The following is an 18,381-nucleotide window of genomic DNA, read 5'->3' on the forward strand; positions in this document are numbered from 1 at the left end:
CGCGTCACACCGACAGAGTGCTCACACTACTTCGAAAACTCAGGCTATGACCAAAGCTAATCTCATCCCGCTCTAGGGAATTGCGTGAAAACAAAGAGTCTAAAACCACATATCGCGCACGCAGCGGCCATCGCGGGGCAGATCGTCGTAAGAGTCGAGACCGTCGAAATGGTCGATCGGCAGATCGGCGACGGCTTCGGGCGGCGCCAGCCGCACATTGACGGCGATGCGTATTCGGCCAGAATCGCTGGCGCGCATGCCGCGCCATGCCAGCACGCAGGCGCAGATCGGGCAAAACAGGATTTCAAGCGACGGCTTGTCCTTTGCGGCGCGCGTATAGCTGGCCGTCGGCCCCGAAACGCGAATGCGCTCGTCGACATAATCATAAGCCCAGAGCGCGCCATAGCGACGGCAAAGGGTGCAGTTGCAAGCCGTCACCGGGCCGGGATCGCCTTCCAGGGTCCAGTGGGCAGCGCCACAGTGGCAGGTTCCCGTCAGCATGCGTTCTCCCCGGTTCCGACGATGGAGGCTCTACTCGACGACCATTTTGCCGGACCCGATGCGATGCGCGCAAGCCGCGGCTTGGCTCGCTACACCAGCCGCTCACGCACGACGTCACCTTAGTTCCGTGTAATGTCCTTGCCTTCACCGCGGGCTTTCGCCAGAGAAGGCCGATGAATTCGCCTCCGCCAGCCAGCACACGCCAGCGGCTCGACGACCTGCTCGTCCAGCGCGGGCTGTTTGCCAGCCGTTCGCGCGCCCGCGACGCGGTCGAGCGCGGCACGGTGATGGTTGACGGCGCCATTGCCCGCAAGCCCGGCCAGAACGTTTCGCCGCAATGCCTTGTTGTCATCGACGATCCGGCGCGAGGCTATGTTTCGCGCGCGGCGCTCAAACTGATCGGCGGACTGGACCATTTCGGCCTCGATCCCGCCGGCCGCGAAGCCCTCGACATCGGCGCCTCGACAGGCGGGTTCACCCAGGTGTTGCTCGAACGCGGCGCGTCCCATGTCACGGCCATCGATGTCGGCCACGGCCAGATGCATCCCGATGTCGGCGGCGATCCGCGCGTAACCGTGGTCGAAGGCTTGAATGCGCGCGATCTCACGACCGCCGATCTTGCCGGCCGCAGTCCGGATTTCATCGTTTCCGACGTCAGTTTCATCTCGCTTAAACTGGCGCTGCCGCCGGCGCTTGCTCTTGCCAAGCCCGGTGCCGGCGCGGTCTTTCTGGTCAAACCGCAATTCGAGGCCGGTCGCGAGGCGATCGGCAAGGGCGGTCTGTTGAAGGATCCCTTCGATGCCGCCCGTGTCGCGGGCCTGCTGCAGGATTGGCTGGATGCGGTTCCCGGCTGGCGCTCGCTCGGCCTGCATCTGTCGCCGATCGAAGGTGGCGACGGCAATCGCGAATTCCTGCTCGGTGGGATCAAGGACCGATGAGCGCACGCTTCACGATACGAAAGCTCGGATCGCAGGGTGACGGCATCGCTGAAACCGAAAGCGGCGATCTGTTCATTCCCTTCACGCTGCCGGGCGAGACCGTCACTGCCGCGCGCGAACGGGATCGCGCCACGCTGATGGCGGTGCTGGAGGCCTCGCCGCTGCGCATCGAACCCGCCTGCCGCCATTTCACCGAATGCGGCGGCTGCGCCCTCCAGCATTTCGAGGCCGAAGCCTATCGCCAGTGGAAACGCGAAAAGGTGGTGCACGCCCTGAAGGGCAAGGGGATCGAGTGCGAAATCATCGGAGAGTTGGTCGCCTGCGCGCCGCAGTCGCGCCGCCGTGTCGTGCTTGCCGCCCGGCGCACCGAAACAGGCATGTTGCTCGGCTTCAATCGCCATCTGTCGCCGGAAATCATCTCAATATCCGAATGCCCGATCTCGCTGCCCGAGATCGTCGCGGCACTCGGCCAGCTGAGGGCGCTGGCCGAATTGATATGCGCCACCACCAAATCGTTCCGGATGGCGGTCACCGTTACGGGTTCCGGTCTCGACATCGCGGTGCATGACTCCGGCAAGCTCGGCGAACACCAGCGCCGTATCGCCTCCAATTTTGTCATTGCGCAGGGCTTTGCCAGACTGTCCATCGATGACGAGATCGTCATCGAGCCAAGGAAGCCCGTGGTCATGTTCGGCAGCGTCGCGGTGGCGCTGCCGCCGGGCGCCTTCCTGCAGGCGACCGAGGCAGCCGAACGGTCCATGGCCGAGATTGTCGGCGGACATCTGAAGCGAGCCAAGAAGGTCGCCGACCTTTTTGCCGGTTGCGGCAGCTTCGCCTTGCGGTTGGCCGCGAAGTCGGAAGTGCACGCGGTCGAAGGCGATGCGGCCGCACTTTCGGCGCTCGACCGGGGATCCCGCTTCGCGACAGGCATCAAGCGGGTGACGGGCGAGCGGCGCGACCTGTTTCGACGGCCACTGACATTCAAGGAGTTGAACACCTTCGACGGCCTGGTCTTCGATCCGCCGCGCGCCGGCGCAGAGGATCAGTCGAAGCAGATCGCCCGCTCGGATGTTCCATTCGTTGCCGCAGTGTCCTGCAACCCGGTGACGCTGGCTCGCGACCTGCGCATCCTCATCGACGGCGGATATGCGTTGAAAAGCGTGACGCCGATCGACCAGTTCCTGTGGTCATCCCATGTCGAGGCCGTCGCGCTGCTGGAGAAGCCGAAGCGGCGGCGGTAGTTCACGACCGCCGGTTCGCAGGAAATTTCTGAAGCCTCTGTTCTTTCGACGAAATTGCGCCCCAAAAGCCGCCTTTGCGCGGGCTCCTAATTTCGCATCTTTGGGAAACATTTCGACCCATTCGTCGTTACTAATATGAACCGATGGCGATAGCGGACATGCAGACGCTTCAGAAATTCACCGGCCTCATCGTCGTTCTTATCTTTTTCGCGGTCAGCTCGGCGACCGGGGCTCTCGCGCAAGGTGAAAGGCGCTTGGCGTTCGTCATCGGCAATGGCGCGTATCAGTCCGGCGAGCTCGCGACCGCCGCCAATGATGCGGGCCTGATCGCGCAGACCTTGCAGGCGGCCGGGTTCGATGTGGTCGGGGCGCGCGATGTCGATCAGGAATCGCTGCGCGGCGCATTGCGCGATTTCCTCGGCAAGGTCTCCGCTGCCGGTCCCGACGCGACCGTTTTCGTGTACCTCGCCGGCCGCGGCGTGCAGTTCGAAGGTGAGAACTATTTCTTGCCGGTCGACGCCCAGATCGCCAGTCCAGCCGACGTGCCGCTGCAGGCCATGCGCCTCTCCGATATCACCAAGTCCCTGGCCGGACTGCCGGCGAAGGTCAATATCGTCGTCCTCGATGCGGCCCGGCCGAATGCCTTCCCAAAAATGAGCCAGCCGCTGGCCGGCGGTCTCGCGCTGGTCGATCCCGACCCGAACATGCTGATTGCGTTCAATGCGGCTCCGGGAACAGTCGCGCCGGAAGGCAAAGGCCCGTACGGCGCCTATGCTCAGGCGCTCGCCGAGATGATACGCGATGGAGGCTTGTCGCTTGACGACGTGTTCGATCGCACACGGCTGCGTGTCAACGAGGTGACGCAAGGCGCGGAAGTGCCATGGAACGCCTCGAAAATTATTGCGCCGTTCGTCTTCTTCGACCGTGCTGCGGACGCGCCTGCACCCAAGGTTTCGGAGGCCGAATCCCGGGCCGACCGGACTAGGGCGATCCGCGATTTCAACGCTCATGACGCCTACGTCGCGGCTCTCGACCGCGACACGATGCGCGGCTACGAGGATTTCCTCGTCACCTATCCACACGATCCGATGGCCAAGCGCGTGCGCGCCATGATAGCCGCGCGCCGCGAGGCGATCACGTGGCGCGAGACCTGGCTGCAGGACACGCCGGAAGCTTACTGGTCTTATCTGCGGCGCTATCCGCATGGTCCGCATGCTTGGGACGGGCGCCGGCGGCTCGAACATTTCGACGCTGCCCTGGAGCCCCCGGCGGAGTTCACCGTCTATGAGTATGATTTGCCGCCGCCGCCGGAGGAGGAAATCGTCTACGTCGACAGGCCGGTGCTCTATTTCGACGATCCCGATTTCGACTTCGAGCCGCCACCGCCGATCGCGGTGATCTTCCTGCCGCCGCCGCCGCCGGATTTCGTCGTGCTGGCGGCGCCGCCGCCGCCGGTCGACGTCTTCGTCCTGCCGACGCCGGTGTTCGTGCCGATACCTGCGTTCATCAACCCGCCGCGTCACATCGTGCCGCCGCCGAACGACATCATCTTCAACAACATCCACAACACGACCGTCATCAACAACATCAACAATACGACGATCAACGAGACCGCCAATCAGGCCGGGCAGCCAAGCGGCGGTCTAACCACCGGGCAGAAGATGGCCGTTGGTGCGGGCGCGGCCGCGCTCGCGGCCAAGGTGGCGCTGCCGCCTCTGCTGCAGAAAAAGGCCGTGCTGTCGAAGCAGAGTCAGGGCGGCCAGCCTCTGAAGCCCGGCCAGGCTGCCACGCAAGGCCAGCAGCCGGGTGCGACGCCACAGTCGAAGACGGGCAAGCGCTCTACCGACCACGCCTTGCCGGGGGCCAATGGCAAGACGCTGCCGCTCGTCAACGGCAAGCCGGTGCTCAACGGCCAGAACGCGCCAAACCGGAAAGTGCCGGGCAAGCAAGGCACGGTGAGCGGCAACCAGCAGCCTACCGGAAATGCCGGTGCCGCCGTTACCGGCAATGGCCAGCAGAACGGAGCTGTCAACGGTCAGGGCAAGAATGGCAAGTTCCGCAAGCCGCCGACCGTCAATGGCGCGCAGGGCGAGAACGGGCAGAACGCTCAGCAGAGGCCCGGGAAGAACAACCCGAATGCGTTGTCCGGCCGAGGCAAGCCGAAGAAGCTGACCCGCAAGGATCTGTCGGCAGGCCAAACGGCTGTCGGATCGAGCGATCAAGGCTCGGCCAACGGAAGCGAAAGGGGCAAGAAGCTCCGCAAGCTGCCGACCGTCAATGGTGCGCCGGCCGACAACCGGCCGAGCGTGCAGGAGCGGCTCAGGAAGAACAATCCGAACGCGTTCTCCGACCAAAATCAGGGTTCGGCCAATGGGAATAGGAGGTTCCGCAGGTTGCCGAACGGTCAAGATGGTTCCGCCGGTGCGAGCACCAACGTCCAGCGCAACTTCAAGCAGCAAAGGCCGAACGTGCAGGTGCTGAGTCCGCAAAGACCGAAGTTCCAGGCGCAGCCGAAGCCTCAGGTGCAAGAGAGACGCCTGCAGCAACAGCCGAGGCCTCAGCCTCAGGAGCAGCAACGACGCCTGCCGCAGCAACCTAGGGAGCAGCCGCCACAGGGAAACAAAAAGCCGACCTGCGGGCATCCTGGGGAGCCGCCCTGCAAGCAATAGCCCGGCAGGCTTGCTCGGCCGAGGGCGGCGACGCCCCCGTTCATGGGCCGGATTTTCCGGCCCGTGAACTTGCGAGGTAGAGGCATCAGGTTGATGAAGCGTCAGGCGATCGAAGAAGACCGCTCCGGTCGCGGCGAGAGCAATTCCGGGAAAGCGGCGACTTCGCCCTGGCCCTCTGTTCGCAATTTAAGCAAGGAATAGAGCGGTTCGCCGTCTCCATAGAACGGTGAAACGCTCCAGCCTTTACGAGTCGGGCAATATTCGCTTCGCGGTGCCGCCCCGCTGGTTGATCGATAACCAGACGTTCGGATTCTGCTGCGACTGACGTTTCAGGAAATAATAGCCGGTCGCGTTCCAGGGCCTGATTTCGTCGACCATATTGTCGAGGATGAGATCGCCTCGGTCGGTTTTCACTGTCAAGACGGTGTGGCCTTCATTGTTGAGGTCGCGCACGACCGTCATCAACAGTGCCTGCCGGGGAAATCCAGCCTCCTGAAGGAGCTTGCGCTTGTAGAGCGCGTAGATCTTGCAGTCGCCCTTGCCGTCCACCGGATAGTCCCAGTGGTCCATCATCGTGCCCCAGTGGTCGAAATTGCTGACCGGTTTGATGGAACTGTTCGCCTTCTGATTTATCCGTTTGAGGATGCGGAGGGTCCGCGCTGTCAGCTTGACGTTCACAGCCGGCAGAGCAGGCACCTTGCACTCTTTTGGTCTGCGATGACAGAAATCGATCCAACCATAGGGGACGCTGGTGCTTCCACCCACGGAGGCCGAGCGCAACCCATCGATGGCATATTGGGTCGATCGCGACCTGAACAATGTCGACTGCGCCGACGCCGGGCCGGCTAGCAGCGATGTCGCGCCAATCAACGAAACAAGGCCAAGCCGGAGAGCCAGGACGGGGGAGTGCCGCATTGCCAAAACCACCACCGCAACGAGGAACTGGCGCTGCGTTCGTGCGCCAAAGGCAGCCCAGGCAGTCAAAGACCTAATAATTTGTTAATGGGATTGTGTTCACTTCAAGGTCCGGCCGCCGAAATGCCCGCACCTGTCAGGACGACGATGGGCATGGTCGAGGGCACCTGCGTCCGGAAACATCACTCGGCGGGTGATGATACCGGACCGAGCCTCAAACCCGCGTGCCGCCGACCGTCATCTGGTTCATCCTCAGATGCGGCTGGCCGACGCCGACGGGTACGCCCTGGCCGGCCTTGCCGCACATGCCGATGCCATTGTCGAGCTTCATGTCGTTGCCGACCATGGTGACGCGGTGCATGGCGTCAGGCCCGTTGCCGATCAGCATGGCACCCTTGATCGGCTGCGTCACCTTGCCGTTCTCGATCATGTAGGCCTCGGTGCAGCCGAACACGAATTTGCCCGACGTGATGTCGACCTGGCCGCCGCCGAAGGAGACGGCATAGATGCCGTTCTTGACGGAAGCGATGATCTCGTCCGGCTCCATGTCGCCCGAGGTCATGTAGGTGTTGGTCATGCGCGGCATCGGCTGGTGCGCATAGCCTTCGCGCCGGCCGTTGCCGGTGGCTTTCATGCCCATCAGCCGGGCATTCTGCCGGTCCTGCATGTAGCCGACCAGCTTGCCGTCCTCGATCAGCACGTTGCGGGCCGAAGGCGTGCCTTCGTCGTCGACGGTCAGCGACCCTCGCCGTTCGGGGATGGTGCCGTCGTCAACGACCGTAACGCCCTTGGCGGCCACCTGCTGCCCCATCAGGCCGGCGAAGGCCGATGTCTTCTTGCGGTTGAAATCGCCTTCCAGTCCGTGCCCGACGGCTTCGTGCAGCATGACGCCCGGCCAGCCGCTGGACAGCACGATGTCGAAAGTGCCGGCCGGGGCCGGGATCGCCTCCAAATTGACCAGCGCCTGCCTGAGTGCCTCCCTGGCGGCGTCCTTCCAGCTATCCTCGATCAGGAAGTCGCCGAACGCCTTGCGTCCGCCCATGCCATAGGAGCCGCTCTCCTGGCGGTCGCCGTCGCCGACGACGACCGAGACGTTGACGCGGACCAGCGGCCTGATATCGCGCACCACCTGGCCGTCGGCGCGAACGATCTCGACATGCTGCCAGGACGCGGCGATCGAGGCCGTCACCTGGCGCACGCGCGGATCCTCGGCGCGCAGCCAGGCGTCGATTTCCTGCAGCAGCTTCGCCTTGGCCTCGAAGGAAGGCGAGGGGATCGGGTTCTCGTCGCCGTAGAGGTGGCGGTTGGTGCGGGCGGGGGCTGCGGCAAGCGTACCGGAATAGCCACCTTTAACTGTCGACACGGCTTCGGCCGCGCGCAGCAGCGATGCCTCGGACAGGTCGCTGGAATGGGCGTAGCCGCTGGCTTCGCCGGCGACGGCCCGCAGGCCAAAGCCCTGGTCGGTGTTGAAATTGGCGGTCTTGAGCCGGCCGTTGTCGAACATCAGCGCCTCGCTCTCGCTGTATTCGAGGAAAAGCTCGCCGTCGTCGGCGCCCTTGATGGTGTCGGCGACGATCTGCTTGATGCGGTCGTCTGAAATGTCGAATTGGCCGATCAGGCTGTTCATGGCGCGTCCGTCCGTGGGATGATTGCTTTCCCCCGATGTAGGCGTGAAGCCGCGCGCGTACAATCGGCAATGAAGATCGGCGCCCACGAATGACACCGTCCACTGGATGCAAGGCATGCGTCTGGCGTCGGCAAAAGCCGCGTCCAGGTCTGGTTCAGCGCGAAGCCGCGATCAGGGCAGGGCGGCGAAGCCTTCGGCGAAACCCTTGAGGTCGACCGGGATGCCGATGCCTTCCTCAGGCGTCTGGAAGACGATGAACGTTGCCGACGTGCCGGTCTTCAGCGTGTCGAGCAGCGGCTTTTCGAGAATGACCTCGGCATAACAGCCGTCCTGGAAGCAGCGCACGAAATAGGCGCGGCCGATGTCCTTGCCGTCGACGTTGAGGCCGAGGCCGTTCGGCAACAGCACGCCGAGCGGCGCCAGCACGCGCAGGATCTCGGCCTTGTTGTCGGCGGTGCGCAGCACGACGACCGAAAGCCCCATCTCCGGACGGTCCTCGGCGACGACGTTCTGCATCATCACGCATTGTTCCGAGGTGGCTCCGGCCGGCGTGTCGCAAATGATCGACCAGGCACCATGCGTCGAGCGCACCGTGCCGCTCGGCTGGGCGGCATCGGCTTGACCAGCGACGAACAGACCGGCCGCGGACAGGACAGCGAGAAACACGGCGTTCGCCAGGGTTCTCGAGAGTCCCGGTCGCGTATGCCTCAGTCTCGAAAGCCAAGAGTTCATGACGGCTCCATTGCGAATCACGGCACTTTAAGCCGCGCCAATGCCAAGTAAAGGACGAGACCGCGGCCGGACTGTCCCGAACAGCGCTTTTCCCTGCCAAATTCGCCTGAATTACGACGCTTTGCCCGGTCGCCGGCATAGGACGGACAGCCCGCCGAATAGACCCGATTCGCCACCATGGCCATTGCCCCGGACGAGCCACGCCAGCTCGCGCGCAAAAATGCCGCACGGTTTCGACCGCTCCTTTCTTGCGGAGGGAAAAAGAGTATGGTTTGAACCACCTTGAGACTGTCGGGATTCCCGTCCCGGCATTGTTCGTTATTCTCGTTGGCAAAGCCGCGAGGAACTGGGAGACGAAGAGGGCGATGAGAAATTTCCTAGCTGGCGCCAGGTTTCTAGCAAGTGCCAAGTTTCTGAGTGCTTGTGCCGCCGCCACGATTTTTGCCGGCACATCCGCCCATGCCGATCAGCCCGTGGAGTGGGAGACCACCTTCCAGGCGCCGGCGACCGACATGATGCGGCAGATCGAGTGGTTCGGAAACTACACGATGTGGTTCATCGTTCCGATCACCATCCTGGTGCTCCTTCTCCTCGCCTACTGCATCGTGAGGTTTCGCGCGAGCGCGAACCCGGTTCCCTCCAAGACCAGCCACAACACGCTGATCGAGGTGATCTGGACCGTCGGCCCGGTAGTCGTCCTGCTCTGCCTTGCCATTCCCTCGTTCCAGCTCCTGACCGCGCAATACACTCCGCCGGAAGAGGCCAAGCTGACGGTCAAGGCGACCGGCAACCAGTGGAACTGGGACTACGAGTACCAGACCGACAACACGCTCGCCTTCAACTCCGCGATCCTCCAGGACGGTGACCGCGCCGCCGCCGGCAAGGAAGACCGCAAGGTCTATCCGCGCCTGCTCGCGGTCGACAATGAGCTGGTGGTGCCGGTCAACACCATGACCCGCGTGCTCGTCACCGCGACCGACGTGATCCACTCCTTCGCCATGCCGTCGTTCGGCATCAAGATTGACGCCATTCCGGGCCGTACCAACGAGACCTGGTTCAAGGCGGAGAAGGAAGGCCTGTACTATGGTCAGTGCTCGCAGCTCTGCGGCAAGGACCACGCCTTCATGCCGATCGCCATCCGTGTCGTCTCGGATGCGCAGTTCAAGACCTGGCTGGCGGCAGCCAAGACCAATCTGCCGGGCGCCAACAAGACGCTCATGGCCGAGGTCGATGGCCAGAACAAGGTAGCGGCCGCCGGCAATTGATGCCGCGGGTTAGCAAGATTTAGGGAACGGAGCGGAACATGGCAGACGCTGCAGCTGACGACGGGCACGACCACAAGCCGTATCATGGCTGGGTGCGGTGGGTTTATTCGACCAACCACAAGGACATCGGTACGCTCTACCTGATCTTCGCGATCATGGCCGGTATCATCGGCGGCGCGCTGTCGGTCGCCATCCGCATGGAGTTGCAGGAGCCTGGCATCCAGATCTTCAGCGGCCTGGCGCAGATGGTCTACGGCATGAACGGTGACGCCGCGGTCGACGGCGGCAAGAGCATGTACAATGCCTTCGCCACAGCGCACGCCCTGATCATGATCTTCTTCATGGTCATGCCGGCCCTGATCGGCGGTTTTGCCAACTGGATGGTGCCGATCATGATCGGTGCTCCGGACATGGCGTTCCCGCGCATGAACAACATCTCGTTCTGGCTGCTGCCGCCGGCCTTCATCCTGTTGCTCACCTCGATGTTCATGCCAAGCGCACCAGGTGCTTACGGTGTTGGTGGTGGCTGGACGCTTTATCCGCCGCTGTCGACTTCGGGCCAGCCCGGACCGGCGATGGATCTGGCGATCCTGTCGATCCACATCGCCGGTGCGTCCTCGATCCTGGGCGCAATCAACTTCATCACCACCATCTTCAACATGCGCGCCCCGGGCATGACGCTGCACAAGATGCCGCTGTTTGCCTGGTCGGTGCTGGTCACCGCGTTCCTGCTCTTGCTGTCCCTGCCGGTTCTGGCCGGCGGCATCACCATGCTGCTCACCGACCGCAATTTCGGCACCACCTTCTTCGCTCCCGATGGCGGCGGCGATCCGCTGCTGTTCCAGCACCTGTTCTGGTTCTTCGGCCATCCGGAAGTGTATATCCTGATCCTGCCGGGCTTCGGCATCATCAGCCACGTCATCTCGACCTTCTCGAAGAAGCCGGTGTTCGGTTATCTCGGCATGGCCTACGCCATGGTCGCGATCGGCGCCGTCGGTTTCATCGTCTGGGCGCACCATATGTACACGACCGGCCTGTCGCTCGACACGCAGCGCTATTTCGTCTTCGCCACCATGGTCATCGCGGTGCCGACGGGCGTGAAGATCTTCTCCTGGATCGCTACGATGTGGGGCGGGTCGATCTCGTTCAAGACGCCGATGCTGTGGGCGCTGGGCTTCATCTTCCTGTTCACCATCGGCGGCGTCACGGGCGTCCAGCTGGCCAATGCCGGCCTCGACCGTTCGCTGCATGACACCTATTTCGTCATCGCGCACTTCCACTACGTGCTGTCGCTGGGCGCGGTGTTCGCCATCTTCGCCGGCTGGTATTATTGGTTCCCGAAGATGACCGGCTACATGTATTCGCCTGTCATCGCCAACACCCACTTCTGGGTCACCTTCGTCGGCGTCAACCTGATCTTCTTCCCGCAGCACTTCCTCGGCCTCGCCGGCATGCCGCGCCGCACCATCGACTATCCCGACGCGTTTGCGGGCTGGAACTATGTGTCGTCCATCGGCTCTTATATCTCGGCCGTCGGCGTCCTGATCTTCCTCTACTGCGTGTTCGAAGCCTTCCAGAAGAAGCGGGTGGCCGGCGCCAACCCATGGGGCGAGGGCGCAACGACTCTCGAATGGCAGCTGCCTTCGCCGCCGCCCTTCCACCAGTGGGAGCAGCTGCCGAAGATCAAGTAAGGCGGCTCCCACTCGAATGCGAAACCGCCGGTCCGCCGGCGGTTTTGGCCAACGGAATAATGGACTTGAGTACGCATGGCCCTAGTCGACAAAACCAGCATTGACGAAGCGGGCTTCCGCATGTCGGAAGCGACGGCGGGCGATTTCTTCGCCCTCCTGAAGCCGCGCGTCATGTCGCTGGTGGTGTTCACCGCCTTTGTCGGGCTGGTCGCGGCACCGGTGACCATCAATCCGCTGCTGGCGGTGATAGCCATCCTGGCTATTGCGATCGGGGCTGGCGCCTCGGGTGCCCTCAACATGTGGTACGACGCCGACATCGACGCGGTGATGACCAGGACAGCCAGCCGCCCGGTTCCGTCCGGTCGTATACTGCCGCACGAGGCGCTTAGCTTCGGCCTGGTGCTTTCGGTCCTGTCGGTGATGACCCTCGGCGTGCTGGTCAACTGGCTGGCCGCTACGCTGCTGGCCTTCACCATCTTCTTCTATGCCGTCGTGTACACGATGTGGCTGAAACGCTCGACGCCGCAGAACATCGTCATCGGCGGTGCCGCGGGCGCCATCCCGCCGGTTATCGGCTGGGCCGCGGCGACCGGGTCGGTCAGCCTCGAAAGCATCATCCTGTTCCTGATCATCTTCCTGTGGACGCCGCCGCATTTCTGGGCGCTAGCGCTGTTCAAGTCCGAGGACTATGGCCGCGCCGGCATCCCGATGATGCCGAACGTCGCCGGCCATGCATCGACCCGCCGTCAGATTTTTGCCTACGCACTGGTGCTGGCCCCGGTCGGCGTGCTGCCCTGGCTGCTCGGCTACACGACGCCATTCTATGGCGTGGCCGCTCTGCTGCTGGGCGTTGGTTTCGTCTGGTATGCCTGGAAAGTGCTTGGCATGGCCGATGACGACCGCGCCATGAAGCCGGCCAAGGCCCTGTTCGCCTATTCGCTGCTCTATCTCTTCGCCATCTTCGCTGCCTATCTGGCCGACTGTGTCGTCGAACGCGCGCTTGCCATGGGTGGGGCATGACCATGGTCGAGAAAGAACTCGAGACGGTCACCTTGACCGATCGTCAGAAGAAGGCCCAGCGCAGCCGTTCGATTGCGATGGGCGTAGCGCTGGCTCTGCTGGTCGTGATTTTCTACATCGCGACGATCGTGAAGTTCGGCCACAATTTGTCGGGCAAGATGTGATGAGCGTCGAGACGCCCAGAAAGACGGCCGGCAAAACCGGCAACCTCGTCGTCGCGGCTGTTTGCCTCGCGTTCTTCACCGGCATGATCGGCATGGCCTACGCAGCCGTGCCGCTCTACAAGATGTTCTGCCAGGCGACCGGTTATGGCGGCACGACGCAACGTGTCGAGAAGCAGTATGCCGGCCACGTGCTTGACCGCGAGATCACCGTCCGCTTCGACGCCAACATTGCTGGTGTGCCTTGGGATTTCCAGCCGGTCCAGCGCTCGATGACCATGAAGATTGGCCAGACCGTGCAGGCGCATTACCAGGCGACCAACAAGTTCGATCGCGTCGTCACCGGCCGCGCCACCTTCAATGTGCAGCCGGAACTGGCGGGTCCATACTTCAACAAGGTCGAATGCTTCTGCTTTACCGATACGACGCTGAAGCCCGGGGAGACGCTGGATATGCCGGTCCTGTTCTATGTGGACCCCGATATCGTGAATGTGCCGGAACTGAAGGACATCAAGACGATCACGCTGTCCTATACGATGTTCCCGGTCGAGAAGAACAAGCCGGTCGCCTCCTCGGAGCCGGCCAAGGGCAATAGCAAGACAGTTTCAGATACCGAAGGAAATCTCGGGGGTTGATATGGCAGACGCGCACGCAAAACCACACCATGACTACCATCTCGTCGACCCGAGCCCGTGGCCTTTCCTGGGATCGGTCGGGGCGCTTGTCACCGCTTTTGGCGGTGTCTGCCTCATGGAATATTTGAAGGGCGGTTCCTTCCCGATCTTCGGCTTCAACATCGCCAATCCCTGGCTGTTCTTCATCGGCATCGTGATCGTGTTGTACACCATGTTCGCCTGGTGGTCGGACACGATCAAGGAAGCGCATGAGGGTCATCACACACGCGTCGTGTCGCTGCACCTGCGCTATGGCATGATCATGTTCATCGCCTCGGAGGTGATGTTCTTCGTCGCCTGGTTTTGGGCCTATTTCGACGCCAGCCTTTTTGCCGGTGAGGTGCAGAACTACGCACGCCACACGTTCACCGGTGGTGTCTGGCCGCCGAAGGGCATGGAGGTTCTCGATCCCTTCCACCTGCCGCTCTACAACACCGTCATCCTGCTGCTGTCGGGCACCACGGTCACCTGGGCGCATCACTCGCTCATCCATGGCGACCGCAAGGGCCTGATCAACGGCCTGGTGCTGACCGTCGGCCTCGGCATGCTGTTCACCATGGTGCAGGCCTACGAGTACATACACGCGCCGTTCGGCTTCAAGGATTCCATCTATGGCGCCACCTTCTTCATGGCGACCGGCTTCCATGGCTTCCATGTCATCATCGGCACCATCTTCCTGCTGGTCTGCCTGATCCGCGCGATGAAAGGCGACTTCACTCCCAAGCAGCATTTCGGCTTCGAGGCGGCCGCCTGGTACTGGCATTTCGTCGACGTGGTCTGGCTGTTCCTGTTCGCCTCGATCTACGTCTGGGGGTCGGCCGGCGCGGTGATCGAAGGTCACTGATCCCACCTTTGGGATTTCGATTTTAGAGAAGGCGGCCGCGGCGACGTGGCCGCCTTCTTCTTTTCGGCGCAATGATCGTCGATCGATGACGATGCGGCTGACTTCGGCAGTTTGCGCATTTGTCGTCTTGGCATTCCGGCTCTTGCCGCTGAGAAGATGATCTGGTGCGTGTCCGCAAGGCCGAACGGCTTCGGCTGGTGGGGTTGGCTGCTTCAATTGGTCGACTGGACCGATGGCCGCATTGCGGTTACGGACTCCGACAAGGACGAAATCTGGGCAATGGTGGCCGATGGGACACCGATCGACATCGAGCAATGACCATGAATGAAGACAACCATGAGTGAAGATAGGGCGATCTGGCCTCCGATCGATCCGATTTCGGCCGGCCTGCACGGCCGTTGTCCGCGTTGCGGCGAGGGGCGGCTGTTTTCCGGCTTTCTCACAGTCGGCAAGCGTTGCGTCAATTGCGGCCTCGACTATTCCTACGCCGATGCCGGTGACGGGCCGGCGGTCTTCGTCATCCTGATCATCGGCTTCATCATCGTCGGCCTGGCGCTCTGGGTCGAGGTGACGCTGAGCCCGCCGCTCTGGCTGCATCTGATGATATGGATTCCGCTGGCCCTGGTGCTGTGCCTGACGGCGCTCCGGTTGATCAAGGGCGTGCTGCTCACCCTGCAATACCGCAACAAAGCGGCCGAGGGCCGGCTGGACCGCGGCGAATGATCGAGGCTTCCGTCAGGGCCGGCGGCCGTTCGCGGCCGAGATCGGCGCTGTTGCTCGCCCTTGGCCTTGTGCTGTTCTTGGTCCTGCTGGCGCTCGGCACCTGGCAGGTCCAGCGCCTGCATTGGAAGGAAGGCCTGCTGCAGACCATCGACCAGCGCACGCATTCGGCGCCGCTGCCGCTGGCCGAGGTCGAGAAGGAATTCGACTCGACCGGTGACGTCGACTACACGCCGGTCACGGTTACCGGCACTTTCCTGCATTCCGGCGAACGGCATTTCTACGCGACCTGGGAAGGGGATGCCGGCTTCAATGTCTACACGCCGCTGGCCCTCGACGATGGCCGGTTCGTCCTGGTCAACCGTGGCTTTGTGCCCTACGACCTCAAGGACGCCGCCAAGCGCGCCAAGGGACAGGTAACGGGCAAGGTCACGGTCACCGGGCTTGCCCGCAACCCGCTGCCGGCAAAACCCTCGATGATGCTTCCCGACAATGATGTGGGGAAGAACATCTTCTACTGGAAGGATCGCGACGTCATGGCCGCGAGCGCCGGCCTACCGGCCGGGTTCACGCTGGTGCCGATCTTCATCGATGCCGACAAGACGCCAAATCCTGGCGGCCTGCCGGTCGGTGGCGTCACCATCATCGACCTGCCGAACAGCCATCTGCAATACGCTGTCACCTGGTATGGGCTTGCCGCGGCGCTTGCCGCCGTACTCATCCTACGGCTTCGCCGGCCGGCGAAAGAGGACTGAACGCGAGCGATACCCTTGACAGGGCAGGGGTGGGCACCTCATTTCGGCGCTGACGAACCGGCAGGATTTAATGCTTCACACAATCGCCAAGCCTCCTCTGACGATCCGGCTCTGCCAGCCGCGCGGTTTTTGCGCGGGCGTCGACCGTGCCATCCAGATTGTAGTGCTGGCACTGAAGAAATATGGCGCGCCGGTCTATGTCCGCCACGAGATCGTGCACAACCGCTATGTCGTCGAGGGGCTGCAAAGCCTCGGCGCCGTCTTCATCGAGGAACTTTCCGAAATCCCGGCCGAACATCGGCAGTCGCCGGTCGTCTTCTCGGCACATGGCGTGCCCAAGTCGGTGCCGGCGGACGCGCAGGCCCGCAACCTTTTCTATCTCGACGCAACCTGTCCGCTGGTCTCCAAGGTCCACAAACAGGCGATGCGTCACCAGCGGCTTGGCCGCCACGTTCTGCTGATCGGCCACGCAGGGCACCCCGAGGTGATCGGCACCATGGGACAGTTGCCGGAAGGCGCGGTAACGCTGATCGAGACCGAAGCCGATGCCGCCCGACTTGCGCCAGCCGATCCCAAGGCACTCGGTTTCGTCACCCAGACCACGCTCTCGGTCGAGGATACCGCCGGCATTATCCGCGCGCTGCAGGAGCGCTTTCCGGACCTGCAGGCGCCGGCGGCGGAATCGATCTGCTACGCCACCACAAACCGTCAGGAAGCGGTCAAGGACACAGCCCCGGGTGCCGACCTCTATCTGATCGTCGGCGCCCCCAATTCCTCGAATTCGCGCCGCCTCGTCGAAGTTGCGGAACGCGCCGGCGCCGCCATGTCGCTTCTCGTGCAGCGAGCCGCCGAAATTCCGTGGAATGACATCGGCGGCATTTCGACCCTCGGCCTGTCGGCGGGGGCATCGGCGCCGGAGATCATCGTCGACGAGATCATCGACGCGTTCCGCCAGCGTTTCGATGTGACCATCGACCTGGCCATCACGGCCACCGAAACAGAGGATTTTCCGGTCATGCGGGTATTGCGCGATGTCGAACTGACGCCGGCCGACATGGCCTTCGTCAACGGGGCCGCGTGAACGGCCATGGCGGTTTACACAGACGTTGCGGAGGGCGAACTCGGCGCTTTCCTGAAACACTATCCGGTCGGCGATCTCCTGTCCTACAAGGGCATCGCCGAAGGCACCGAGAATTCGAACTTCCTGCTGCACACCTCCAGCGGCTCCTACATCCTGACGCTCTATGAAAAGCGGGTCGAGAAGGCGGATCTGCCGTTTTTCCTCGGGTTGATGGGCCACCTCGCCAACAAGGGGGTGTCCTGCCCGCTGCCGGTGACCGCGCATGACGGCAGCGTCATCGGCACGCTGGCCGGCCGGCCAGCGGTCGTCATCACCTTCCTTGAAGGGCTTTCGCTGCGGCGACCGGCCGCAACGCATTGCGCCGAGGTTGGCAAGGCGCTGGCGGCGCTGCACCTGGCCGGCGCCGATTTTTCGATGAGGCGCCCGAACGCGCTCGCACTCGACGGCTGGCGCAAGCTTTGGGATGCGTCTCGCGGCCGCGCCGACGAGGTCGAGCCGGGCCTTGCGGCCGAGGTCGACGCCGACTTCGCCGATTTCGAGCAGAACTGGCCCAAGGGCCTCCCCGAGGGCATCATCCATGCCGATCTTTTCCCGGACAATGTCTTTTTCCTCGGCGAGAAGCTTTCGGGTCTGATCGATTTCTATTTCGCCTGTGATGATCTCTACGCCTACGATGTCGCGACCTGTCTCAACGCCTGGTGCTTCGAGAAGGATTTTTCCTTCAACCTTACCAAGGGCAAGGCATTGCTTGCCGGTTACCAGAGCGTGCGCCCCCTGAGCACCGAGGAGAAGGCGGCGCTGCCGATGCTGGCGCGCGGCTCGGCGCTGCGCTTCATGCTGACCCGGCTCTACGACTGGCTGACCGTGCCCGATGGCGGCCTGGTGATGAAACGCGACCCGACCGAATACATCAGAAGGATGCGGTTCCATCGGGCGATCAGGTCTCCTTCGGAATATGGATTGGCCGAAAATGGGGCATCATGAGCAAGCAGGTTGAAATCTTTACCGATGGCGCCTGTTCAGGCAATCCCGGCCCCGGCGGCTGGGGCGCCATCCTGCGCTTCAACGGCACCATCAAGGAGCTTTCCGGCGGTGAGGCCGAAACCACCAACAACCGCATGGAATTGCTGGCGGCCATTTCGGCGCTGAACGCGTTGAAGGAGCCTTGCACGGTCGAGCTTCATACCGACAGCAAATACGTCATGGACGGCATTTCCAAATGGATCCACGGCTGGAAGAAGAATGGCTGGAAGACCGCCGACAAGAAGCCGGTCAAGAACGGTGAGCTCTGGCAGGCGCTGGACGAGGCCAACCGGCGCCACAAGGTCACCTGGAACTGGGTGAAGGGCCATGCAGGCCATACCGAGAACGAGCGTGCCGACGAACTGGCAAGGGAAGGCATGGCGCCGTTCAAGAAAGGGCCTTTCAGGCCGGCGGCGGCAGCGCCAAAACCTGATGCCCAGGCAAAACAACCGCTGGCCTCGAAGGCTCGTCGTTCGACCCAGAGCTATTGAGCTCCCGTTTCGCGGCGGCCGGCTGGAGAGTTT

Annotated in this window: 18 protein-coding genes and 1 pseudogene; 15 read left to right on the plus strand and 4 right to left on the minus strand. The window is 62.8% G+C overall.

What is annotated here, in order from left to right; translation table 11 throughout:
* Positions 1–99: 99 nt before the first annotated feature.
* Positions 100–501, minus strand: a complete 402-nt coding sequence (locus LB543_RS29170; RefSeq protein ID WP_224616617.1) for a GFA family protein — start codon at positions 499–501, stop codon at positions 100–102.
* A 173-nt stretch (positions 502–674) separates the two neighbouring features.
* Here LB543_RS29170 and LB543_RS29175 point away from each other — a divergent pair, with 173 nt between their 5' ends.
* From LB543_RS29175 to LB543_RS29185, 3 genes are all read left to right on the plus strand, one after another.
* The gene (locus LB543_RS29175; protein WP_224616618.1) at positions 675–1,439 is read left to right on the plus strand and encodes a TlyA family RNA methyltransferase; all 765 of its coding nucleotides are present in this window, start codon (positions 675–677) and stop codon (positions 1,437–1,439) included.
* Positions 1,436–2,680, plus strand: coding sequence for a class I SAM-dependent RNA methyltransferase (locus LB543_RS29180; protein WP_224616619.1), 1,245 nt, complete (start codon positions 1,436–1,438; stop codon positions 2,678–2,680). Before LB543_RS29175 ends, LB543_RS29180 begins: the two co-directional genes overlap by 4 nt.
* 158 nt (positions 2,681–2,838) lie before the next feature.
* The gene (locus LB543_RS29185; protein ID WP_224616620.1) at positions 2,839–5,349 is read left to right on the plus strand and encodes a caspase domain-containing protein; all 2,511 of its coding nucleotides are present in this window, start codon (positions 2,839–2,841) and stop codon (positions 5,347–5,349) included.
* 243 nt (positions 5,350–5,592) lie between these two features.
* On the opposite strand, the gene LB543_RS29190 is transcribed toward LB543_RS29185, so the two are convergent.
* The 3 genes from LB543_RS29190 to LB543_RS29200 all read right to left on the minus strand — a co-directional run bounded on the left by LB543_RS29190 (position 5,593) and on the right by LB543_RS29200 (position 8,623).
* Positions 5,593–6,264: a transglutaminase-like cysteine peptidase gene (locus LB543_RS29190; protein ID WP_224616621.1), complete on the minus strand. Its 672-nt coding sequence runs from the start codon at positions 6,262–6,264 to the stop codon at positions 5,593–5,595.
* Between the two features lie 214 nt (positions 6,265–6,478).
* Positions 6,479–7,891 (minus strand): metalloprotease TldD, encoded by a 1,413-nt coding sequence (gene tldD / locus LB543_RS29195; RefSeq protein ID WP_224616622.1) that lies wholly within the window; start codon positions 7,889–7,891, stop codon positions 6,479–6,481.
* A gap of 171 nt (positions 7,892–8,062) precedes the next feature.
* Positions 8,063–8,623, minus strand: coding sequence for an invasion associated locus B family protein (locus LB543_RS29200; protein ID WP_224616623.1), 561 nt, complete (start codon positions 8,621–8,623; stop codon positions 8,063–8,065).
* Between the two features lie 365 nt (positions 8,624–8,988).
* Here LB543_RS29200 and coxB point away from each other — a divergent pair, with 365 nt between their 5' ends.
* The 12 genes and pseudogenes from coxB (at position 8,989) to rnhA (ending at position 18,348) form a co-directional block, all read left to right on the plus strand.
* Positions 8,989–9,888: a cytochrome c oxidase subunit II gene (gene coxB / locus LB543_RS29205; RefSeq protein WP_140761110.1), complete on the plus strand. Its 900-nt coding sequence runs from the start codon at positions 8,989–8,991 to the stop codon at positions 9,886–9,888.
* 38 nt (positions 9,889–9,926) lie between these two features.
* Complete coding sequence (gene ctaD / locus LB543_RS29210) at positions 9,927–11,579, plus strand: cytochrome c oxidase subunit I (RefSeq protein WP_224616624.1); 1,653 nt, start codon at positions 9,927–9,929, stop codon at positions 11,577–11,579.
* 75 nt (positions 11,580–11,654) lie between these two features.
* Positions 11,655–12,599, plus strand: coding sequence for a heme o synthase (locus LB543_RS29215; RefSeq protein ID WP_140761106.1), 945 nt, complete (start codon positions 11,655–11,657; stop codon positions 12,597–12,599).
* Positions 12,596–12,763: a hypothetical protein gene (locus LB543_RS29220; protein WP_181178701.1), complete on the plus strand. Its 168-nt coding sequence runs from the start codon at positions 12,596–12,598 to the stop codon at positions 12,761–12,763. The genes LB543_RS29215 and LB543_RS29220 overlap by 4 nt, the downstream gene beginning before the upstream one ends.
* Positions 12,763–13,395, plus strand: coding sequence for a cytochrome c oxidase assembly protein (locus LB543_RS29225; protein ID WP_224598284.1), 633 nt, complete (start codon positions 12,763–12,765; stop codon positions 13,393–13,395). The genes LB543_RS29220 and LB543_RS29225 overlap by 1 nt, the downstream gene beginning before the upstream one ends.
* Position 13,396: 1 nt before the next feature.
* A complete protein-coding gene (locus LB543_RS29230) occupies positions 13,397–14,278 on the plus strand; it encodes a cytochrome c oxidase subunit 3 (RefSeq protein WP_140761102.1) in 882 nt (293 codons plus the stop codon).
* 168 nt (positions 14,279–14,446) lie between these two features.
* Positions 14,447–14,596, plus strand: a pseudogene (locus LB543_RS29235) (hypothetical protein); the annotation flags it as partial.
* Positions 14,597–14,614: 18 nt separating this feature from the next.
* Entirely contained in the window at positions 14,615–15,001 is a 387-nt protein-coding gene (locus LB543_RS29240) for a DUF983 domain-containing protein (RefSeq protein ID WP_140761098.1), read from the plus strand.
* On the plus strand, positions 14,998–15,753 hold the full coding sequence (locus tag LB543_RS29245) for an SURF1 family protein (RefSeq protein ID WP_181178700.1): 756 nt from the start codon (positions 14,998–15,000) through the stop codon (positions 15,751–15,753). Before LB543_RS29240 ends, LB543_RS29245 begins: the two co-directional genes overlap by 4 nt.
* Before the next feature lie 70 nt (positions 15,754–15,823).
* Complete coding sequence (ispH, locus tag LB543_RS29250; protein WP_140761096.1) at positions 15,824–16,834, plus strand: 4-hydroxy-3-methylbut-2-enyl diphosphate reductase; 1,011 nt, start codon at positions 15,824–15,826, stop codon at positions 16,832–16,834.
* A gap of 6 nt (positions 16,835–16,840) precedes the next feature.
* On the plus strand, positions 16,841–17,818 hold the full coding sequence (locus tag LB543_RS29255) for a homoserine kinase (RefSeq protein ID WP_224616625.1): 978 nt from the start codon (positions 16,841–16,843) through the stop codon (positions 17,816–17,818).
* On the plus strand, positions 17,815–18,348 hold the full coding sequence (rnhA, locus tag LB543_RS29260; RefSeq protein ID WP_140811665.1) for a ribonuclease HI: 534 nt from the start codon (positions 17,815–17,817) through the stop codon (positions 18,346–18,348). Before LB543_RS29255 ends, rnhA begins: the two co-directional genes overlap by 4 nt.
* Positions 18,349–18,381: the final 33 nt, after the last annotated feature.

This window comes from Mesorhizobium sp. ESP7-2 (assembly GCF_020164715.1).
GTDB lineage: Bacteria > Pseudomonadota > Alphaproteobacteria > Rhizobiales > Rhizobiaceae > Mesorhizobium.